Source organism: Streptomyces sp. NPDC039609, assembly GCF_055596705.1.
The window spans coordinates 35,182-53,890 of the sequence record NZ_JBVIUJ010000011.1; the positions used below are offsets into that span (position 1 = coordinate 35,182).

Here is an 18,709-nt window from a genome sequence, read left to right on the forward strand (position 1 = left end):
CATAGACATGTCGACCTCAGCGCACCCCTCCGCAGACGCCGCCGACGTGATACGTACCGGCGGTACCGTCACCGACCGCCTCGTCGAGGCCAACGAGCGATACGCGTCCCGCTTCACCGATCCCGGCATGGACGCCAAGCCCGTCCTGCAGGTGGCCGTGGTGGCCTGCATGGACGCCCGTCTCGACCTGCACGCCGCACTCGGTCTGGAGCTCGGCGACTGCCACACCATCCGCAACGCGGGCGGCGTGGTCACCGACGACGTGATCCGCTCGCTCACGATCAGCCAGCGCGCCCTGAAGACGCGCAGCGTGGTGCTCATCCACCACACCGGCTGCGGCCTGGAGTCGCTCACCGAGGACTTCCGGCACGAACTGGAGATGGAGGTCGGTCAGCGGCCGGCCTGGGCGGTGGAGGCCTTCCGCGACGTCGAGCAGGACGTCCGGCAGTCGATGCAGCGCGTGCGGACCTCGCCGTTCCTGCTGCACACCGACGACGTCCGCGGTTTTGTCTTCGACGTGACCACGGGCCTGTTGCGCGAGATCGACCCCTCCTGATTCGCGGGGCACAACACGGCAAACCCCGGCATATCGCTCTCACTTGTCCACAGGCAAGTGACACAACCCGGCAGAGGCAACAAGAATGCTCGGGTGACACCCCCCGAATGAACCGCGGGGGCAGGTGTCGGTGTTTTTCGCAGGGGCCGAGGAGGGCCGGGTGACGACCTATGACGATCGAGCGAGCCTCACAGATCTGACCACCACAGCGGAGCGTGTCCGCAGGTCGGTGGAGGGTGTGATCGAGGGCAAGCCTGAGGTCGTACGGCTTTCGCTGACCGTGCTGCTCGCCGAGGGGCATCTTCTGATCGAGGATGTCCCCGGCGTCGGCAAGACGATGCTGGCCAAGACGCTGGCGCGGTCCATCGACTGTTCGGTGCGCCGTATCCAGTTCACGCCCGACCTGCTGCCGTCGGACATCACCGGCGTGTCGATCTTCGACCAGCAGCGGCGGGACTTCGAGTTCAAGCCGGGCGCGATCTTCGCCCAGATCGTGATCGGCGACGAGATCAACCGCGCCTCGCCGAAGACCCAGTCGGCGCTCCTGGAGTCCATGGAGGAGCGGCAGGTCACCGTCGACGGGCAGACGTACGAGCTGCCGAGCCCGTTCATGGTCGTGGCCACGCAGAACCCGGTGGAGATGGAGGGCACGTACCCGCTCCCCGAGGCACAGCGCGACCGCTTCATGGCGCGCGTCTCGATCGGCTACCCCAGTGCCGAGGCCGAGCTCCAGATGCTCGACATCCACGGGGCGGTCAACCCGCTCGACGACCTGCAACCCGTCGCGCACGCCCACGACATCGTGAAGCTGATCGACGCGGTACGCGGCGTCCATGTCGCCGACGCCGTGCGCCGGTACGCCGTCGACATCGTCGCCGCGACCCGAAACCACGCGGATCTGCGGCTCGGCGCCTCGCCGCGTGCCACGCTCCACCTGCTGCGCGCCGCCAAGGCGTCCGCCGCGCTCAGCGGCCGCGAGTACGTCCTGCCGGACGACCTCCAGGCGCTGGCCGTGCCGGTCCTCGCGCACCGGCTGCTGCCGACGGCGCAGGCCCAGCTGAACCGGCGCACCTCGGAGCAGGTCGTGCTGGACATCCTGCAGCGCACGCCCGTCCCGGTCGCGGCGCCGCCCGCCGGCCCGCACTACGGCCAGCAGCAGCCCGGCGTTCGGCAGCTGTGATGGCGACCGCTGCCGCGCCGGAGGGGCAGCGGGGTGACGACCGGGGCGCTCCCACGGGGAACGACAAGGGCGGACTGAGGGCCGCGCTCGGCGGTCTCACCACGCGCGGCCGGTCCTTCCTCGCCGCCGGTGTCGCCGCCGCGATCTGTGCCTACGTCCTCGGCCAGGGTGATCTGCTGCGCGTCGGGCTGCTGCTCGCCGTGCTGCCGCTGATCTGCGTCGGGGTGCTCTACCGCACCCGGTACCGGGTCGCCGGCAGCCGCCGGCTCTCCCCGCACCGGGTGCCGGTCGGCTCCGAGGCCCGGGTCCATCTGCGGATGGACAACGTCTCCCGACTGCCCACCGGGCTGCTGATGCTCCAGGACCATGTCCCGTACATGCTCGGGCCGCGGCCCCGGTTCGTCCTGGACCGGGTCGAGGCGGGCGGCCGGCGCGAGGTGTCGTACCGGGTCCGGTCCGATCTGCGCGGCCGCTTCCCGCTGGGCCCGCTCCAGTTGCGGCTGAACGACCCCTTCGGCATGTGCGAGCTGACCCGCTCCTTCAGCGCCTACGACACCCTCACCGTGGTCCCGCGGACCGAATCGCTCCCGGCGGTGAAGCTGGCCGGCGAGGCCGCGGGGTACGGCGACGGCCGGCAGCGCTCGCTGGCGCTGGCCGGCGACGACGACGTGATCCCGCGTACCTACCGCCACGGCGACGATCTGCGCCGGGTGCACTGGCGTTCCACCGCGCGCTACGGCGAGCTGATGGTCCGCCGTGAGGAGCAGCCGCAGCGGGCCCGCTGCACGGTCCTGCTCGACACCCGCCGGATCGCGTTCCAGGGCGCCGGCCCCGACTCGGCCTTCGAGTGGGCGGTCTCGGGCGCGGCCTCGGCCCTGGTGCACATGCTGGAACGGGGCTATTCGGTACGGCTCCTCACCGACACGGGCACCGCGGTGCCCGGTGAGGGCGCCGAGGGCTTCGCCGGTGCGACGCAGGACTCGGCCGAGGCGGCCGGGCTGATGATGGACACCCTCGCCGTCGTCGACCACTCCGACGGGGCCGGACTCTCCCGCGCGTACGACGTCCTGCGCGGCGGGAACGAAGGGCTTCTGATCGCCTTCGTCGGCGACATCGACGAGGAGCAGGCGGCGGTGGCGGCCCGGATGCGGCAGCGCAGCGGTGCGGCCGTGGCCTTCGTCCTGGACAGCGGAACATGGCTGACGGGCGGCGCGGTGACCGGTGCGGTCGACGAGCGGCTGCGGCAGTTGCGGGAGGCCGGCTGGACGGCGCTGGCGGTGCGCCCGGGCGCACGGCTCGCCGAGCTGTGGCAGCAGGCCGGCGGAGCGCGTGCGGAGACCGCCGCGGGTGACACGTACGGAGGTTGGTCATGAGCGGCCGCGGGCGGCTGACACTGGGCGCCTTCGCCGCCACGCTGATGGCGGCGGGCGCGCTTCTTCCGCTGGTGAAGCCGGCGACCTGGATCTTCACGGCCGTGATCCTGCTGGCGCTGCAGAGCGGGGTCGGCGCGCTGACCCGGCGGGTTCCGCTGGCCCGGCCGCTGACGATCGCGGCTCAGGCCCTGACGAGCCTGCTGACACTGACCCTCGTCTTCACCCGGGAGCAGGCGCTGCTCGGCTTCCTGCCCGGGCCGGGGGCCCTCGGGGAGTTCGCCGCGCTGTTCCGGGCGGGCGCGGACGACGTCGGCACCTACGCGATCCCGGCCCCCGACACCGAGGGCATCCGGCTGATGGTGGTCGGCGGCGTGCTCGTGATCGGTCTCCTGGTGGACACGATCGCGGTGACCTTCCGCAGCGCCGCTCCGGCCGGTCTGCCGCTCCTCGCGCTGTACTCGGTGGCCGCGGGTCTCTCCGACGGCGGCGCGAGCTGGCTGTGGTTCGTGCTCGCCGCCACCGGCTACCTCGTGCTGCTCCTGGCGGAGAGCCGTGACCGGCTCTCGCAGTGGGGGCGGGTCTTCGGCGGCGCGCCGCGACCCGGGAGCACCGGCGCGGCCGGGAGCGGGCAGGCGCTCGCCCCGGTGCGGACCGGCCGGCGGATCGGCGTGGTGGCCATGGGTGTCGCGCTGGTCGTGCCGGCAGCGCTGCCCGCGCTCTCCGGCGGTCTGTTCGGCGGCCCGGGCGGCGGATCGGGTGAGAGCGGCAAGGGCGGCACGATCTCGGCCGTGAACCCGCTGGTCTCGCTCCAGGACAATCTGCGGCAGCCCGAGGACCGCGAGGTGTTGCGCTACCGGACCAACGCCACCGACACCACCGGGATGTATCTGCGTCTGGTGGCGCTCGACCAGTTCGACGGCACCTCATGGAAGTCCTCGGTCCGCCCGATCGGGGACGTTCCCGAGCGGCTGCCGCGGCCCGACGGGCTCGGCGAGCAGGTCCGTACGACCGAGGTCACGGGCAACTTCGTGGCCTCCTCGACGTACGAGCAGAAGTGGCTGCCGATGCCGTACCCGGCGGCCAAGGTCGAGATCGACGGCCGCTGGCGGTACGAGCCGGCCGGGCGGATGATCGTCGGCGACGACGAGCAGAACACGCGGGGCGCCCGGTACACGGTGAGCAGCCTGGACGTGCGGCCCACGGCCGCGCAGCTGGCGGCGGCGCCGCCGGCACCGCCCAAGCTCCGCTCCGAGTACACCCGGGTGCCCTCCTCGCTGCCGCTCGACGTGAAGGCGACGGCTCTCCAGGTCACCAGGGGCGCGCGGAACGACTACGAGCGGGCCGTGAAGCTCCAGGACTGGTTCGCGACGGACGGTGGCTTCCGCTACGACGTCGAGGTCGAGTCGGGCACGGGTGTCGAGGCGATCTCCCGCTTCCTCCAGCGGCGGGAGGGCTTCTGCGTCCACTTCTCGTTCTCGATGGCGGCGATGGCACGCTCCCTGGGCATTCCGGCCCGGGTGGCGGTCGGCTTCATGCCGGGCACCTCGCAGTCCGACGGCACGATGTCGGTCGGTATCCGGGATGCCCACGCCTGGCCGGAGCTGTACTTCGAGGGCGCGGGCTGGATCCGGTTCGAGCCGACGCCGACGCGGGGTACGACGCCGGACTACACGCGGCAGCAGTCCCCTTCGGGGACGCCGTCGCAGACGGCGCAGCCGGAGACCAGCGCCTCGGCGATGCCGTCCGCGGCGCCGAGCACCTCGGAGAGCTGCCCGCCGGAGATGCGTCGCCTCGGCGAGTGCGGCCCGGACGCGGCGGCGGGCGGAGGGTCGTCCGACGGCGGTGGGGTGGATCCGCTGAAGGTCGTGCTGATCTGCCTGGGCGTGGCGGTGGTGCTTCTGTTGCCGCTGTCGCCCTGGTTGTGGCGTACGCGGGTACGGGCGCGACGGCTCGGATCCTCGGGCCGTACGCCCGAGGACGCGGTGGCCAGGACGCTGGCGGCGTGGCAGGAGATCCGCGACACGGCCTGGGACCACGGGGTCACGCCGGACGACTCGCAGACGCCCCGGAAGACGGCGGCCCGGATCGTCCGCCTCGGCTCGCTGGAGGGCGAGCCGGCGAACGCGGTGCACCGGGTGGCCCGCGCGGTCGAGCAGGTCCTCTACGCCCCGCAGCCCCGTCCGGCGACGGGTCTCGTGGAGGAGGTCGCTCTGGTCGGGTCGGGCTTCGCGGCGGCGTCCTCCCGGAAGACGCGCCTGCGCGCACTGCTGGCACCACGCTCGGCCGTCCGGGTGGTGTGGGCGGCGTCGTCGCGCTGGTCAAGGGCGACGGGAGCCTGGTCGGCCCGCCGCCAGGCCCTGATGACCCGCCTGACGGTCGCCCTCCGCCGCACCGAACGCACCTGACCCCCCGGTAGGGCTCCGCTCCACGGTGGGCGGAGCCCACCTCCACCCGGTTGTGGGCATTCGCTCCGCGGGGGCTGGGGGTCCCCCGGACGAAGTCTGGGCGACCCCCAGCCCCAGCCGGAACGAATGCCCACAACGAGGGGAGGCGTGGGCGCCGCTCACCCCGGCGACAGGCGCCCACGACGAAGCCCCGCCGAGCCGCGCTCCAGCGCGGCCCCGCGGGGCTCTGTGTCGTGAGGAGGGCTTCGCCCTCAGGGCGCCGTCAGTGGCCGCCGCCCTGCTGTTCGTCCCGGCGGCGCTGCCACCGTTCCTCGATCCGATTCATCATCGAGCGGCGCTGCCGGGCCTGACGGCCACCGGCCGCCGATCCGCCCGTCGCCTGCTGCTCACCCGGCTTGGGCGCCTTGCGCCAGCCTGTAACGGCCATCACCGCGCAGCCCAGCATGACGAGGAAACCCACCACGCTGATCCACCACTGCTGAGCGACCATTCCAGCCATGAGGAGCGCGATACCCACCAGAAAGCCGACGACTGCCTGGTAGACCCGTCGCCGGGTGTACGTACGCAGTCCGCTTCCCTCGAGCGCTGTCGCGAACTTGGGATCTTCGGCGTACAGCGCTCGCTCCATCTGCTCGAGCATTCGCTGCTCGTGCTCCGAGAGCGGCACGGAGTCCTCCTAGTCGTCGGTCGCGGGGGCGACCGGGATGCGGCCCTTTCAGGATAGGCAGGGAATCGTCCCCGTGAAACCCGCCCTCAACGCCAAATCGCCAATCCGGGCCGCCATGCGGTTCGGTTGCTGAAGCGTTGATTCCCCAGCGCCTGGCCTGTCATGCCGGATGGTGTCCCCCGATCATACGGGGCGAACTCCCCGTTCGGGGGGCCTGTGGCGTACTCCATGTGCGGCTGCGTCGCTGATCAGCACGGTGCGCGCCGTCCGGGGCCGGGCCCCGGACCTGCCGCCGGGCGGGTGTCAGGCGCGCTTCTCGCCCAGGACGTGCAGCTGGGTGGCGATGGCGTGGAAGGACGGCAGCTCCGCGGCGGCGGCCTCCAGCTTGAGCAGGGCCTCCGCCGCTCCGGGCTCGGTGTCGACCAGGACGCCGGGGACGAGGTCGGCGAAGACCCGCACGCCGTGCACCGCCCCGACGTCCAGACCGGCCTCGCCCGCCAGTTCGCCGAGCTGGTCCGCCGTGAAGCGACGGGGCACCGGGTCACCGTCGCCCCAGCGCCCGGACGGGTCGCTCAGGGCGGTGCGGGCCTCGGTGAAGTGGCCGGCGAGCGCGCGGGCCAGGACCGCGCCCCCGACGCCCGCGGCGAGCAGGCTGAGCGCGCCACCGGCCCGCAGCGCCGCCACCGCGTTCCGTACACCCTCGGCCGGGTCGTCCACGTACTCCAGGACGCCATGGCAGAGCACGACGTCGTACGCCTCCCGCCCGACCACGTCGAACAGGCCGCGGATGTCGCCCTGGACCCCGGTCACCCGGTCGGCGACGCCGGCCTCGGCGGCCCGGCGCTCCAGCGCGAACAGCGCGTTCGGGCTGGGGTCGACGACGGTGACCCGGTGGCCGAGGCGGGCCACCGGCACCGCGAAGTTCCCGGAGCCGCCGCCCGTGTCGAGGACGTCGAGGCCGTCCTGCCCGGTGGCCTTGACCCGGCGGTCGAGGGCGTCCTTGAGGACGTCCCAGACGACGGCCGTACGCAGGGAGGCGCGCGACGGGCGCGACGACGCCTCTCGACCGAAGACAGGGGAAGGGTCCGACACGGCTGTTGACTCCTCGGTGACGGTGCACGAACGCCTCCCACCCTATGGCCTCGGGCGTGCTCCCCCGCTCACATGTGGCTACCCCGTGGCCTCCTCGGCGCCGGACTGACGGGGCAGCACGGGCTGGAGGACGAGGAGCCGCTCGACGAGGCGCAGGAACATCGCGGCGTCCCGGATCAGGTCGTCGGCGTCCCGGCGGCTCGCCGCGCCGGGTATGCCCGCCTCCGCCCTGGCCCGGCGGGACGCTCCGGAGGCGAACAGTGCGCTCCACTCGGTCAGCTCGGGCGCTATCTCGGGGAGCACTTCCCAGGCGCTCCTGATCCGCGCGCGCTTGCGCGGGTTGGTCTCGGGGCGGCCACGGGCGGCGAGCACGGCCGCGGCGGTGCGCAGCGCGGCGAGGTGTGCGGTGGCGTACCGCTCGTTGGGCACATCGTGTCCGACGGCCTCCTCCAGGCCGGCGCGGGCCTGGGCGAGCAGGTCGAGTGCTGCGGGCGGCGCGGTGGAGCGGCGCAGCACGGGGTGGACGTCGGACGGCGGTCCGGACAGTGCGGGGGCAGGGCGGCCGGCGGCGCGGCGCCGCGGTGCGGCTGCTGCGGAGGAGCTGGTCATGACGAGCCTCCTGTCGTCGTGTGACGGCTCTGTGTCCGTATGTGTCCATCGTGAAGGGCACCACTGACAATCCCTCTGACCTGCGACTTTGCCTGGATCGCCGACTCAGGGGTAAGTTTTTGAACTGACTGGTCAGTTCAAAAACTGGGGAATGTGGGGGTGGACCGGTGGAAGCGAAGCCGGAGGAGCCGCACGGCGCCGCCGTCGTCGCGGACGGATTCGGGCTGAAAGGGCCGCGCGGCTGGGTGTTCCGCGAGGTCGGCTTCCGGGCCGAGCCCGGCTCGCTCGTCGCGATCGAGGGGCCGTCCGGCTCGGGCCGTACCTGTCTGCTGCTGGCGCTGACCGGCCGGATGAAGCCCCAGGAGGGCCACGCCGAGGTCGCGGGGCTCCGTCTGCCCCGCAAGATGGCCGCCGTGCGCCGGATCAGCGCGCTCGGCCCGGTGCCCGGGGTCAGCGACCTCGACCCGGCGTTCACCGTCGCCGAGCACCTGCGCGAGCGCGCCCTGCTCCAGCGCCGCTACGACGGCTCGGTACGGGCCCTGCTCCGGCCGCCGGCCGAGCGGGCGACCGCCGCCAAAGCACGGATCGACGCGGCCCTGGAGGCGTCCGGGCTCGACCTGGACACCCTCCCGAAGGGCGAGCGGACCTCCGTACGGGATCTGGAGCGGCTGGAGGCGCTGCGGCTGTCCATCGCCCTGGCGCTGATCGGCCGGCCCCGGCTGCTCGCGCTCGACGACACCGATCTGAAGCTCTCCGACGCCGACCGGGCCGAGGCCTGGTCCCTGCTGCGCTCCATCGCCGACGCCGGTACCACCGTGCTCGCCGTCTGCAGCGAGGCGCCCGAGAACGCCCTGAAGATCACCACGGCGCCGCGCGCGACCGAGGACGACACGACCACCGAGGACCACACGATCGAGGAGGGGGCAGCCGATGCGCTCGCCGAAACTGGCCGCGCTTGAGCTGAAGCGGTTCGGCAGGGGGAAGCTGCCGCGGGCCGCGCTCGTCGCGATCCTGCTGCTGCCGCTGCTGTACGGCGCGCTGTACCTGTGGTCCTTCTGGGACCCGTACAGCAGGCTCGACCGGATACCCGTCGCCCTGGTCAACGAGGACAAGGGCGCGACCGCCGACGGCAAGAAGATCAACGCCGGTGACGACATCGCGAAGGGCCTGCTGGACAGCAAGGTCTTCCAGTGGCACGAGGTGAGCGACGCCGACGCCCGCAAGGGCGTGGAGGACGGGACGTACTACCTCTCGCTGACCATGCCGGGCGACCTCAGCACGCGGATCGCCTCCAGTTCGGGCGACGCCCCCGAGACGGGCGCGCTGCGGGTCCGTACGAACGACGCCAACAACTACATCGTCGGGCAGATCTCCCGGACGGTCTTCTCCGAGGTCCGCACCGCCGCCTCCACCAAGTCCTCGCGCACCTTCCTGGACAAGATCTTCATCTCCTTCTCCGACATCCACGACGCGACCGCCGAGGCCGCCAAGGGCGCGGGTGAGCTCAAGGAGGGCGTGGACAAGGCGAAGAAGGGTTCGAAGAGCCTGGCCGACGGCCTGAAGGACGCCAAGAAGGGCAGTGGCGACCTCGCCACCGGCCTGAAGAAGCTCGACAAGGGCGCGGGTGACCTGGAGACCGGCTCACGACAGGTCGCGAACGGCACCCAGGCGCTCGCCGACAAGGTCAACGAACGGGCCGCCCAGGTCCGCCCGTACCTGAAGAACAACGGCAAGACGATCGGCGACACCGCCCGGCTGGTCGCCGACTCGACCGCGGCCGTGCGTCACGACCTCGAGGACGTCGTCCGCCGCGCCCCGATCGCCCGGACCGCCGCCCACCTGGCCGACGACCACCTGGACGCGCTCCACAAGAAGGAGTGCGTGGACAATCCGCTGCCCGATCCCAAGGCCTGCCCGGTCCTCAAGGAGGCCAAGGTCTCGGCCGACGACGTGGCGAAGATCGCCGACGACCTGCACGAGCTGACCAAGGACAGCGACGGCGACCTGAAGAAGCTCGACGGCCGGCTCGCCACCCTGCAGAAGCAGGCAGAGGACCTGGCCAAGGCCGCGCCGCACCTCGACGAGGACCTCGAAGGCGCCGTCAAGAAGATCAACAAGCTGAACGAAGGCGCCCTGAAGGTCGCCAAGGGCGCCGACGAGCTGCACACCGGCCTCACGAGCGCCAAGACCGGTTCCACGAACCTCGACACGGGTGTCGGCAAGCTCAAGAAAGGCGCCGGGGACCTCGACGGCGGTCTGTTCAAGCTGGCCGACGGATCCGGCGAGCTGGCCACCGGCCTGAACGACGGAGTCGCCAAGATCCCCGACTACGACAAGCAGGAGCGTGACAAGCGCACGGAGGTCATGGCCGACCCGGTCGCACTCGCCTCCCAGTCGCTCCACAAGGCGCCCAACTACGGCACCGGCTTCGCCCCGTACTTCATCCCGCTCTCCCTCTGGGTCGGCGCGATGGTGGCGTACATGCTGATCCAGCCGCTCAACCGGCGCGCGCTCGCCGCCGGTGCCTCCGCCTGGCGGATCGCACTGGCCGGCTGGCTTCCGGTCGCGGCCATCGGGCTGCTCCAGGTCGCCGCGCTGATGTCCGTACTGCACTGGGGCCTCGGCCTCCAGATGGCCAGGGCGGCCGGGACCGTCGGCTTCCTCGCCCTGGTGACCTGCTGCTTCGCCGCGATCATCCAGTGGCTCAACGCCCGCTTCGGCGCGGCAGGCCGGATCCTGGTGCTCGCCGTGCTGATGCTCCAGCTGACCTCGGCGGGCGGCACGTACCCCGTTCAGACCAGTCCCGGCTTCTTCAACGCGATCCATCCCTTCCTGCCGATGAGTTATGTGGTCGAGTCGCTGCGCCGGCTGATCTCGGGCGGCGGCATCGGACCGGTCTGGCAGGCGGTCGCGGTACTGACGGCGTTCACCGTGGGCGCGCTGGCGCTGACCGCGGTCTCCGCCCGGCGCAAGCAGGTGTGGACCCTGGACCGGCTCCACCCCGATCTGTCCTTGTGACACCTGCCTCTGTGACCCCCGCGAGACCTGTGAGAATCGAGCCCATGGACAGCAGCAGCACCAGACGCCAGGCCACGCGCGCGAAGCTCTACGAGGCCGCCGTCACGCTCATCGCCGAGCAGGGCTTCTCGGCGACGACGGTGGACGAGATCGCCGAGCGCGCGGGTGTCGCCAAGGGCACGGTCTACTACAACTTCAAGAGCAAGACCGAGCTCTTCGAGGAGCTGCTGCGGCACGGAGTCGCCCTGCTCACCACCTCTCTGAGGACGGCTGCCGAGGAGACGGCGGAGCGGGGCGGGAGCCGGGTCGACGCGCTGGACGCGATGATCCGGGCGGGTCTGGTCTTCATCGACCGCTATCCGGCCTTCACCCAGCTGTACGTGGCCGAGCTGTGGCGCACCAACCGGGCCTGGAACTCGACCCTCCTGGTCGTCCGTCAGCAGGCGGTCGCCGTGGTGGAGGGGGTGTTGCGCGAGGGCGTCGAGAACGGCGAGCTGAGCGAGGAGATCGACATTCCGCTCTCCGCGGCCGCGCTGGTCGGGATGGTGCTGGTGGCCGCCCTCGACTGGCAGGCCTTCCAGCGGGAGCGCTCGATCGACGACGTGCACAGCGCGCTGTCACGGCTGCTGCACGGGCGCGTGGGCGGCTGCTGACCGACAGCCGAACGACCGCCGGGAGAAACGCCGGACGGCGAGGCTCGATCCCCCCGAGCCTCGCCGTCCGGCGTTTCCGCACCCCCGTGCTCCCCCGTGGTACCCCCGTACCCCCGTGCACCCCCGTGCCGGCAGGCGCACGGCCCCGTTCCGCCGCCCCGTGCCGGCGGTCCGGAGCCGTGCCCCTTCCGTTGCCTCCACTCTTCCGTCTCGGCAGGTCGGAACCCATCCGCATCCCTACTCATCTCACGCTCTAGGTACGGGTACTCAGACCTGGATACGATCGCGGGCGTGTCCGTACTCCCCCTGGTCTTCACCAGCGGCTGGGCGAGCGGGATCAACGCGTACGCGGTGATCCTGCTGCTCGGCGTCTTCGGCGCGACCGGCATCAGCGACGAGGTGCCCGAGGCGTTGCAGCGCACCGATGTCCTGATCGCGGCCGGGGTGTTGTTCCTGTGCGAGGCGGTGGCGGACAAGATCCCCTATGTCGACTCCGTCTGGGACTCCGTCCACACGGTGATCCGGCCGATCGCCGGCGCCGTCGTGGCCGCCCTGCTGGCCGGGGAGTCCGGTTCGCTGCCCGAACTCGCGGCGGCCGCGGTCGGCGGCTCGACGGCTCTCCTGAGCCACCTCGTCAAGGCCGGGACCCGGATGGCGATCAACACCTCGCCGGAGCCGTTCTCCAACATCGGCATGAGCATCGCGGAAGACCTCGGGGTCGCCGGGATCATCACCTTCGCGATATTCAATCCGGAGGTGGCGGCGATCATCGCGGCCGTACTCCTCGTGCTCGGCCTGGTGATACTGGGCTTCCTCGCCCATCGCATCCGCCGCTTCCTGCGCCGCAGGGCACAGCGGCGGGAGGAGAAGACCCTGGCGGCCGCGGAGGCCAGGACGCGGGCGCGGGCGCGGTCCGGCGACGGGTCGGAGCACTTCTGACCATGCCTGCCCAGTTGGCCGCACCTGGCCTTCGGCAGTGTCCGAGGGGCCGGATAAAGTCGCTGACATGGCACGGATTGTGGTGATCGGCGCGGGGCTCGGCGCCATGGCGGCGGCCGCCAGGCTGGCCGTGGCGGGCCACCGGGTGACGGTGTACGAGCGCGGCGGGACGTACGGCGGTGCGGTGCGCCGCTTCGAGCGGGACGGGTTCGGCTTCGACACGGGCCCGGGGCTACTGCATCTGCCCGCGGTCTACCGCGATCTGTTCGTCAAGACCGGCAAGGAGCCGCTGGAGGACTGCGTCGAGCTGGCGCAGGTCGACCCGGCGAGCCGTCATGTCTTCGCCGACGGCACCCGCGTGGACCTGCCGAACGCCTCGCGCGCGGGCACGGTCTCCGCGCTGGACGCGGCGCTCGGCGCGGGCGCGGGTGAGCGCTGGGGCGATTTCCTGGTCCGGGCCCGCGAGGCCTGGGACCGCACCCGCCGCCCGCTCCTGGAGGAGCCGCAGCCCGCGGACGCCTCGGCCCTGGGCCGCGAGCCCTACCCCGCCCTGAAGGCGGGGCTCCTGCGCCGCCCGACGACCACGCTCGCGCAGATCGGCGCCCGCGAGCTGCGCGACCCACGGCTCGCCGCGCTCCTCGACTCGTACGCCTGGAGCCATGGCTTCGACCCGGCCACCGCCCCGGCCTCGGCCGCCGTCCTGCCGTACATGGAGCAGACCTTCGGCACCTGGTACGTGAGCGGCGGCATCAGGGCGCTCGCGGACGCGGTGTACGAGCGGTGCCGGAAGCGGCGGGTGGAGTTCGTGTTCGACGCCCCCGTGGAGAAGGTCCTGGAGAAGGACGGGCGGGCGTGCGGCATCGAGCTGGCCGGAGGGGAGACCGTCGAGGCCGATCACGTCGTGTCGGGCGCGCCGGTGCCCTCGCACCACGACGGGGATCGGCGGCTCGCGCCGAGCGGCGTGGACGTCCACGCGCTCCGGCCCGACGGCACGGGCCGCGTGACGGTCTGTCTGGCCCTGCGCGGGGCGCAGGAGTCCGGCACCGTGCACCGCACGGTCGTCCACGGTTCCGGGGACCGGCCGACGGTGACCGTACTGCGGCCCGACGACCCGGCCCTGCGGCCCGACGGCGACCACGAGTCGGTGACCGTGACCGCGACCGTGGGCACGCAGGGCGGGCAGGACTGGAGCGCCGTCGCCGCACGCATGGTCACGGCGGCGGAGTCGGCCGTTCCCGGGCTTCAGGAGCGGTTGCTCTGGCGGGAGGTCCGCACCCCTGACGACACGCGGCACGAGACAGGCGTTGCCGAGGTACCCGGACCCGCGCTCGCGGGGGCCGCCGGACGGTATCTCCCGGCGGCCAATCCTTCCCCGCTCCCCGGGCTCTACTTCGCCGGCGGCTGGTCCCACCCCGGCGGCGGGCTCGCGCACGCCGGGATGTCGGGCGCGCTCGTCGCCGGGCTGATCGTGGAGGGCGCGGACTTCCGCGGTTCGCGGTAGACGCGTCCGGAGCGGTCAGTACCGGTACTGCTGGTCGTTGCCGTAGCCGTAGTGCTCCTGGCCCTGCTGCGGGGCGGACTGTTCGTTGTCGCGCTGCTGGGGCACCCACACGCCGCCGGGCGGGGTGTCGTAGCCGTACGAGGGCGCGTAGGGGTCGGCGTACTGCTGCTGGCCTGTGCCGTAGTCGTACGAGGCGTACTGCTGGCCGTCCGTCCCCCCGCCGATGTACGGGTCGGAGTAGGCGGCGTACTGCTGCTGGCCGCTGCCGTAGTCGTAGGCCGGCTGCTGCTCGTAGGCGGGCTGGTACGCGGGCTGTTCGTACCCCGGGCCGTAGCCGTCGTATCCGGTGCTGTAGGCGGGCTGCTCCTGCGGCTGCGCCTGGGTGTGGTCGTGACCGTGGCCGTACGAGGTGTCGTAGATGCCGTACTGGCCGGTGTCCTCGTCCATGGGCTGGGGCTCGTAGACCGCGGTGGACTCGGCGGCGGAAGGCTCCGCGTGCTCGTAGGAGAGGTCGCTGACCTCCAGGGTGGGGCCCGTCTCGACCGGTGCGGACCTGCGGCGACGGCTCGCGCCCGGGCTCCCGCCGATGGCCCAGCCGGTGGAGAAGCCGCGGCGGAAGGACAGGGTCACATAGGTCTGGCCGACGGCGAAGGCGATCGCCCCCGCGATGATCACCGCGACCGAGGGCATCAGGACGCCCAGGACGACGCCGAGGAAGCCGCAGAAGGCGAGCACCCGCCAGCGCAGGCGTGCCTTGTACTGCAGGAGCACCTCACCCAGCAGCCACAACGCGACAACGCCGAACGCGATGTAGAGGACCGTCCACCCCATGCCCGCCCCTCTCCTACGGCCACCGCCGCGGGTCTGGGGCGGGTACGCCGGTCACGACTGCACGTGCAGTCCGAGATTCTCGTAGATCTCCAGCGTCGCGGTGGAGTTGTTCAGCGTGATGAAGTGCAGTCCGGGGACACCCTCGGAGAGCAGACGTGCGCAGAACTCCGTCGCGAACTCGATGCCAATGGAGCGTACAGCGGCCGCGTCGTCCTTGACGGCGAGGATGCGTTCTTTCACATCGGCCGGGAAGTGCGCGTTGCTCAGCTGGGGCAGCCGGTCGAGGGTCTTCACGTTCACAACGGGCATGACTTCGGGGATGATCGGCGTCTCGCAGCCGGCCTTCGCCACGCTGTCACGCATCCGGAGGTAGTTCTCCGGATCGAAGAACATCTGCGTGATCGCGTAGTCGGCGCCCGCCCGGCACTTGTCCACGAAGTGACGGATGTCCGTGTCCCAGTCGAGTGAGCGGGGGTGCATCTCGGGGAAGGCGGCGACACCCACGCAGAAGTCGCCGGACTCCTTGATCAGCCGGACCAGGTCGGCGGCGTACCGCACACCCTCGGGGTGCTCGATCCACTCCCCCAGCGGGTCGCCGGGCGGGTCGCCGCGCAGGGCCAGCATGTTCCGGATGCCGGCGTCCGCGTACTGGCCGAGAACGTTGCGCAGCTCGGCGACGGAGTGGTCGACCGCGGTGAGGTGGGCCACCGGGGTCAGCGTGGTGTCGCCGGCGATCTTCTGGGTGGCCTTGACCGTCCCGCCGCGGGTCGAGCCGCCGGCGCCGTAGGTCACCGAGACGAAGCTCGGCCCGACCGCCTCCACTCTGCGCAGGGCGTTCCACAGGCTCCGCTCGCCCTTCTCCGTCCGGGGCGCGTAGAACTCGAAGGAGTACGACGGCTTGCCGGCAGAGAGGATCTCGCGGACCGTGCGGGCACGGTCCGTGCGGGTGGAAGCGGTTCCAAGGGCCATACCGGCAGGTTAGACGGGGTCACACGGCCGGCGAAGCCGCGTCCGAGGGATGGACACGTTTTTGGACAACGCCCAAGGGGCGGACCCGGCCTTCGGGCATTGCGCCAAAAAGGTCACGCGGCCGTCCACGGCGGGGAGATCACGCCGAGCGCTCGCGGACCCGCTTGGCCAGGCGGGCCGTCGCGGCGGCCGGGTCGTCGGCCTCTGTGATCGCCCGGACGACCACGATCCGGCGGGCGCCCGCGTCGAGGACCTCGTCGAGGGTGGTCTCGTCGATCCCGCCGATGGCGAACCAGGGCCGGTCCTGCTCCAGGGCGGCCGTGTACCGCACCAGGCCGAGGCCGGGTGCGTACCGCCCGGGCTTGGTCGGGGTGGGCCAGCAGGGGCCGGTGCAGAAGTAGTCCACGCCGGGCTCGGCGACGGCGGTGTCCACCTCGGACTCGCCGTGGCAGGAACGGCCGATCAGCACGTCCTCGCCGAGGATCGCGCGGGCCGCGGGCACGGGCAGGTCGCCCTGGCCCAGGTGCAGCGCGTCGGAACCGATGGCGTGGGCGACATCGGCCCGGTCGTTCACGGCGAGCAGCTTGCCGTGGCGGCGGCAGGCGTCGGCGAACACGGCGAGGTGCTCCAGCTCCTCGCCGGCCTCCATGCCCTTGTCACGGAGTTGCACGATGTCCACGCCGGAGGAGAGCACGGCGTCGAGGAAGGCCGACAGGTCTCCCTGACGCTTTCGGGCGTCCGTGCACAGGTAGAGCCGGGCGTCGGCGAGCTGCTCGCGAGGCGTGGACATGGGTGCTTCCCCCCGTTGGGTGCGGATTCCGTGGAGCCGGGGCGGGCCCGGCCCCACGGAATCTCTGTGGTGTCTTCGGTACGTCAGACGGCGAGCGCCTGGGCGCGGCGCTTCACCTCCGTGCCGCGATTCTCGCTGAGGGCCTGCGCGGGCGTGCCCGGCAGGCTCGGGTCGGGAGTGAAGAGCCACTCCAGCATCTCTTCGTCGGTGAAGCCGTCGTCCTTCAGGAGGGTCAGGGTCCCGGAGAGGCCCTTGACCACCTTGTCGCCGTCGATGAAGGCGGCGGGCACCTGAAGCGCCTTGTTCTCACCGCGGCGTACGGCGATGAGCTGGCCCTCCTTGACCAGCTGCCGCACGCGCGTCACCTCGACATCGAGCATTTCCGCGATGTCGGGGAGGTAGAGCCAGGCGGGGACGAGAGCATCGATTCTTGCGTCAATCTCGGTCACGTGGACAAGCCTGCCATCCCGGACTGACAGCCGGTAGTCGAGCCCTACTGGAGTGCCGCCTTCAGAGGGACGGACGGGTCGGCGGCACGGTCGGGGTCGACCCGGGCGCCGGACTCGATCAGCTTGCGGCCCTGGGCCAGGTCGCGGGGGCGTCCGACGGCGAGCAGGGCGACGAGCACGCCGTCGCGCAGCCAGAGCGCCGACCAGGAGGGGCCGGCCGGGTCGCCGCGCCTCACCAGCTGCGCGTCGCCTCCGTGGTGCCCGGCGTACTGCACGAAGCGGCCGAACTGCTCGGACCAGAAGTAGGGCACGGGGTCGTACGGCCGGGGGGCCTCGCCGATGATGTCGGCCGCGACGGTGCGCGGGCCCTGGAGCGCGTTGTCCCAGTGGTGGACGAGGAGGCGGCGGCCGTAGCGTGCCGAGGGGAAGGATGCGCAGTCGCCGACGGCGTACACGTCGGGCAGGGAGGTGTGCAGCCGCTCGTCGGCGGTGATGGAGCCGTCGGGGTCGCGGGCGATGCCGGAGTCGGCGAGCCAGCCGGTGGCGGGGCGGGCTCCGATGCCGACGACGACCGCCTCGGCGGGCAGCCGGCGGCCGTCGGTCAGGACGACCGTGCCGGGTTCGACGGCGGCCACGCGCGCGTGGGTGAGGAGTTCGGTTCCGCTCTCCTCGTACCACTGCGCCATCGGGGCGGTGACCTCGGCGGGGAGCGCGCCGGCGAGCGGGCGGTCGGCGGCCTCCACGACGATGACGGCGCACCCCGCCTCGCGCGCGGCGGTGGCGAACTCGGCGCCGATCCAGCCGGCGCCGACCACCACGATGTCGTGGCGCCGCTCCAGGACGGGCTTGAGGCGGGCGGCGTCGTCGAGGGTGCGCAGCAGATGGACTCCGGGGACACCCTCGGTGCCGGGCAGGGTGACCGGCTCGGCGCCGGTGGCGACGACCAGGACGTCGTACGGGACGGGTCCGGCCTCGGTGTCGACCTCGTGGCCCTCGGCGCGCAGTCCGGTGACGTCGAGGCCGAGGCGCAGTTCGATGGCGAGGGCCTCGAAGTCGACGTCGAAGGCGGAGTCCTCGGCCTTGCCGAGGAGCACGGCCTTGGAGAGGGGCGGCCGGTCGTAGGGCTGGTGCGGCTCGGCGCCGATGAGGGTGACCTGGCCGGTGAAGCCCTGTTCGCGCAGGGCGACGGCGGTCTGCACCCCCGCCATGCCGGCGCCCACGATCACGACCCGCTGCTGTGCCTGCTTCTGCTCGCTCACCCGATCACCTTAACGATCTGACGCACCGTCAGGAAGGCGGCTGTTCCACCACGCTGGTGCCGGAGCCCTCCTGGGACTCCCATGCCCAGGTCTCCTCCAACCGAACGCGCCCGTCCGGCAGCTCCACCACAATCGAGACGCAATGCCCGGAAGAGGTGGATCCGTCCTGCTTCAACTGGACGTAGCGGAAGTCGAGCCGGTCCCCCGCGCGCGTGCCGACGAGATTCCCGCGGACCACGTCCCCGCCCGCGTACTCGGCCCAGATCCGGCCGTCCTCCTCGTGGTAGGTGAACCGGGTGCGCGTACCGACCTGACCGGGGGCCTGGTCGGCGACGGGCGCGAGGACGAGTCCGTCGAGAGATCGGGCCACGGTGGAGGCTCCCTTACTGGGCGTCGGGGGCGGGGGATAGTCTGACCG

General features: G+C 72.1%; 18 protein-coding genes. 9 read left to right on the plus strand and 9 right to left on the minus strand.

The features are described from left to right. The first annotated feature begins 7 nt into the window (after positions 1 to 7). The 4 genes from ACZ561_RS29315 (at position 8) to ACZ561_RS29330 (ending at position 5,514) form a co-directional block, all read left to right on the plus strand. Positions 8 to 556 carry a beta-class carbonic anhydrase gene (locus ACZ561_RS29315; protein ID WP_384529082.1) on the plus strand — a complete coding sequence of 183 codons (549 nt, stop codon included), beginning with the start codon at positions 8 to 10 and terminating at the stop codon, positions 554 to 556. Between the two features lie 160 nt (positions 557 to 716). After that, a complete protein-coding gene (locus tag ACZ561_RS29320) occupies positions 717 to 1,736 on the plus strand; it encodes an AAA family ATPase (protein WP_376444631.1) in 1,020 nt (339 codons plus the stop codon). Then, the gene (locus ACZ561_RS29325; protein ID WP_471000491.1) at positions 1,736 to 3,109 is read left to right on the plus strand and encodes a DUF58 domain-containing protein; all 1,374 of its coding nucleotides are present in this window, start codon (positions 1,736 to 1,738) and stop codon (positions 3,107 to 3,109) included. The genes ACZ561_RS29320 and ACZ561_RS29325 overlap by 1 nt, the downstream gene beginning before the upstream one ends. Continuing rightward, on the plus strand, positions 3,106 to 5,514 hold the full coding sequence (locus ACZ561_RS29330) for a transglutaminase TgpA family protein (protein ID WP_471000494.1): 2,409 nt from the start codon (positions 3,106 to 3,108) through the stop codon (positions 5,512 to 5,514). Before ACZ561_RS29325 ends, ACZ561_RS29330 begins: the two co-directional genes overlap by 4 nt. Positions 5,515 to 5,776: 262 nt before the next feature. Here the strand turns inward: ACZ561_RS29330 and ACZ561_RS29335 are convergent, their stop codons facing one another. From ACZ561_RS29335 to ACZ561_RS29345, 3 genes are all read right to left on the minus strand, one after another. Then, a complete protein-coding gene (locus tag ACZ561_RS29335) occupies positions 5,777 to 6,181 on the minus strand; it encodes a DUF3040 domain-containing protein (RefSeq protein ID WP_471000497.1) in 405 nt (134 codons plus the stop codon). A gap of 303 nt (positions 6,182 to 6,484) precedes the next feature. Further along, a complete protein-coding gene (locus tag ACZ561_RS29340) occupies positions 6,485 to 7,273 on the minus strand; it encodes a class I SAM-dependent methyltransferase (RefSeq protein WP_376446496.1) in 789 nt (262 codons plus the stop codon). Between the two features lie 78 nt (positions 7,274 to 7,351). Then, complete coding sequence (locus tag ACZ561_RS29345; RefSeq protein ID WP_376446499.1) at positions 7,352 to 7,882, minus strand: SAV_6107 family HEPN domain-containing protein; 531 nt, start codon at positions 7,880 to 7,882, stop codon at positions 7,352 to 7,354. A 167-nt stretch (positions 7,883 to 8,049) separates the two neighbouring features. On the opposite strand from ACZ561_RS29345, the gene ACZ561_RS29350 reads away from it, so the two are divergent. The 5 genes from ACZ561_RS29350 (at position 8,050) to ACZ561_RS29370 (ending at position 13,993) form a co-directional block, all read left to right on the plus strand. Continuing rightward, the gene (locus ACZ561_RS29350; protein WP_471000500.1) at positions 8,050 to 8,841 is read left to right on the plus strand and encodes an ATP-binding cassette domain-containing protein; all 792 of its coding nucleotides are present in this window, start codon (positions 8,050 to 8,052) and stop codon (positions 8,839 to 8,841) included. After that, positions 8,813 to 10,900 carry a YhgE/Pip family protein gene (locus tag ACZ561_RS29355; RefSeq protein ID WP_471000503.1) on the plus strand — a complete coding sequence of 696 codons (2,088 nt, stop codon included), beginning with the start codon at positions 8,813 to 8,815 and terminating at the stop codon, positions 10,898 to 10,900. Before ACZ561_RS29350 ends, ACZ561_RS29355 begins: the two co-directional genes overlap by 29 nt. A gap of 44 nt (positions 10,901 to 10,944) precedes the next feature. Then, a complete protein-coding gene (locus ACZ561_RS29360) occupies positions 10,945 to 11,553 on the plus strand; it encodes a TetR/AcrR family transcriptional regulator (protein WP_471000506.1) in 609 nt (202 codons plus the stop codon). A gap of 291 nt (positions 11,554 to 11,844) precedes the next feature. Further along, the gene (locus tag ACZ561_RS29365; RefSeq protein WP_471000509.1) at positions 11,845 to 12,492 is read left to right on the plus strand and encodes a DUF4126 domain-containing protein; all 648 of its coding nucleotides are present in this window, start codon (positions 11,845 to 11,847) and stop codon (positions 12,490 to 12,492) included. 67 nt (positions 12,493 to 12,559) lie between these two features. Further along, complete coding sequence (locus ACZ561_RS29370) at positions 12,560 to 13,993, plus strand: phytoene desaturase family protein (RefSeq protein ID WP_471000511.1); 1,434 nt, start codon at positions 12,560 to 12,562, stop codon at positions 13,991 to 13,993. Between the two features lie 15 nt (positions 13,994 to 14,008). On the opposite strand, the gene ACZ561_RS29375 is transcribed toward ACZ561_RS29370, so the two are convergent. The 6 genes from ACZ561_RS29375 to ACZ561_RS29400 form a co-directional block, all read right to left on the minus strand. Beyond that, positions 14,009 to 14,824 (minus strand): hypothetical protein, encoded by an 816-nt coding sequence (locus tag ACZ561_RS29375; RefSeq protein ID WP_471000515.1) that lies wholly within the window; start codon positions 14,822 to 14,824, stop codon positions 14,009 to 14,011. A gap of 51 nt (positions 14,825 to 14,875) precedes the next feature. Continuing rightward, positions 14,876 to 15,793 carry a methylenetetrahydrofolate reductase [NAD(P)H] gene (gene metF, locus ACZ561_RS29380; protein WP_471000518.1) on the minus strand — a complete coding sequence of 306 codons (918 nt, stop codon included), beginning with the start codon at positions 15,791 to 15,793 and terminating at the stop codon, positions 14,876 to 14,878. 139 nt (positions 15,794 to 15,932) lie between these two features. Continuing rightward, complete coding sequence (thiE, locus tag ACZ561_RS29385; protein WP_471000521.1) at positions 15,933 to 16,583, minus strand: thiamine phosphate synthase; 651 nt, start codon at positions 16,581 to 16,583, stop codon at positions 15,933 to 15,935. Positions 16,584 to 16,666: 83 nt separating this feature from the next. After that, positions 16,667 to 17,032, minus strand: coding sequence for an Rv2175c family DNA-binding protein (locus tag ACZ561_RS29390; protein ID WP_471000524.1), 366 nt, complete (start codon positions 17,030 to 17,032; stop codon positions 16,667 to 16,669). 44 nt (positions 17,033 to 17,076) lie between these two features. Further along, positions 17,077 to 18,291 (minus strand): NAD(P)/FAD-dependent oxidoreductase, encoded by a 1,215-nt coding sequence (locus ACZ561_RS29395; protein WP_471000527.1) that lies wholly within the window; start codon positions 18,289 to 18,291, stop codon positions 17,077 to 17,079. A gap of 28 nt (positions 18,292 to 18,319) precedes the next feature. Continuing rightward, positions 18,320 to 18,661, minus strand: a complete 342-nt coding sequence (locus ACZ561_RS29400; protein WP_471000530.1) for an avidin-fold protein — start codon at positions 18,659 to 18,661, stop codon at positions 18,320 to 18,322. Positions 18,662 to 18,709: the final 48 nt, after the last annotated feature.

Bases quoted from the DNA above. Each gene is read 5' to 3' on its own strand.
- ACZ561_RS29315 (WP_384529082.1), top strand. From the start codon at position 8: ATGTCGACCTCAGCGCACCCCTCCGCAGACGCCGCCGACGTGATACGT.
- ACZ561_RS29325 (WP_471000491.1), top strand. From the start codon at position 1,736: ATGGCGACCGCTGCCGCGCCGGAGGGGCAGCGGGGTGACGACCGGGGC.
- ACZ561_RS29330 (WP_471000494.1), top strand. From the start codon at position 3,106: ATGAGCGGCCGCGGGCGGCTGACACTGGGCGCCTTCGCCGCCACGCTG.
- ACZ561_RS29345 (WP_376446499.1), bottom strand. From the start codon at position 7,882: ATGACCAGCTCCTCCGCAGCAGCCGCACCGCGGCGCCGCGCCGCCGGC.
- ACZ561_RS29355 (WP_471000503.1), top strand. From the start codon at position 8,813: ATGCGCTCGCCGAAACTGGCCGCGCTTGAGCTGAAGCGGTTCGGCAGG.
- ACZ561_RS29360 (WP_471000506.1), top strand. From the start codon at position 10,945: ATGGACAGCAGCAGCACCAGACGCCAGGCCACGCGCGCGAAGCTCTAC.
- ACZ561_RS29370 (WP_471000511.1), top strand. From the start codon at position 12,560: ATGGCACGGATTGTGGTGATCGGCGCGGGGCTCGGCGCCATGGCGGCG.
- ACZ561_RS29375 (WP_471000515.1), bottom strand. From the start codon at position 14,824: ATGGGGTGGACGGTCCTCTACATCGCGTTCGGCGTTGTCGCGTTGTGG.
- metF (WP_471000518.1), bottom strand. From the start codon at position 15,793: ATGGCCCTTGGAACCGCTTCCACCCGCACGGACCGTGCCCGCACGGTC.
- thiE (WP_471000521.1), bottom strand. From the start codon at position 16,583: ATGTCCACGCCTCGCGAGCAGCTCGCCGACGCCCGGCTCTACCTGTGC.